The 1,303-nt window shown below is 73.2% G+C and carries 1 protein-coding gene; it reads right to left on the bottom strand.

All coding sequences use genetic code 11. The features are described from left to right. A partial coding sequence (locus CXR44_RS38670) for a beta-ketoacyl reductase (RefSeq protein WP_144070259.1) occupies positions 1–1,303 on the bottom strand: 1,303 nt, incomplete at both ends.

Genomic DNA, 1,303 nt, shown 5'->3' with positions numbered 1-1,303 from the left:
AGCCCGAACGTGTACGCCACCCGCCCCGACAACACACTGGCCGCACCACCGGTCAGCAGGTAACCTTCCACCTCTTCTGCGCCTCGTCCGAGAAGCGGGCCGTACTCCTGGCGCATCCCCCCGACGAACACCCCGGCCTGCGCGCCGCGCAGCGTGGCCGGGTCGATGCCGGCCCGTTCGAACGCCTCCCATGACGTCTCCAGCAGCAACCGCTGCTGCGGATCCATCGCCAGCGCCTCACGCGGCGAGATCCCGAAGAACCCCGCGTCGAAGTCACCCGCGTCGTACAGGAACCCGCCATCACGCACGTACGAACGACCCGGCCGCTCCGGATCCGGATCGAACAACGCCCCCAGATCCCACCCCCGATCGGCCGGAAAACCCCCGATCCCGTCCCCACCCGACGCCACCAGCTCCCACAGCCCTTCCGGCGAGGAAACCCCGCCCGGATACCGGCACGCCATCCCCACGATCACGATCGGATCGTCGGACACGCCGGTGGCCACCGGCGCGGACGTGATCGGCGACGACCCCAGCAGCTCACGCCGCAGGTGGCCGGCGAGCGCGGCCGGCGTCGGGTGGTCGAAGATGAGCGTGGCCGGCAGCCGCAGCCCGGTCGCGGCGGTGAGCCGGTTGCGGAACTCCACGCCGGTCAACGAGTCGAAGCCGAGATCCTTGAACGGCCGCTCGCCGTCGACGGCGTCCGGTGCGGCATGTCCGAGGACAGCCGCAGCGTGCTCGCGGGCCAGGTCGAGGAGGGCGCGGTAGCGGTCCGCGTCCGGCATGGCGGCCAGGCGCTGGGCGTAGGACGTTTCGGCCGCGGATCGGGCGGTCGTCCTGTGGACCGGCGCCCTGACGAGGCCGCGCAGCATCGCGGGCACCTCGGTGTCGCCGCGGAAGGCGGTGAGGTCGAGCGCGACGGGCACCTGTACCGGTTCTGCCGCGGCGAGGGCGGCGTCGAGCAGGTGGAGGGCGTGCTCGGTGGTGAGCGGGGCGACGCCGGAGCGGGCCATCCTGGCCAGGTCGGCCGCGCCCAGCCCGCCGGTCATGCCGCTCGACTCGGCCCAGAGTCCCCAGGCGAGCGACACGCCGGGCAGCCCCCGTTCGACGCGCTGGGTGACCAGCGCGTCCAGGAAGGCGTTCGCGGCGCCGTACGCCGCCTGCCCGGCTCCGCCGAGCGTGCCCACGGCCGAGGAGAACACGACGAACCCCGCCAGGTCGCGGGTCACCTCGTGCAGCACCGTGCCGCCGGTCACCTTCGCGGCCAGCACCCGATCGACCTGCTCCGCACTCAACCCGGCGA

The sequence above is a fragment of the Nonomuraea indica genome (assembly GCF_002850745.1).
Taxonomy (GTDB): Bacteria; Actinomycetota; Actinomycetes; order Streptosporangiales; family Streptosporangiaceae; genus Nonomuraea; species Nonomuraea indica.
This window is presented reverse-complemented; position numbering and strand designations above follow the sequence as displayed.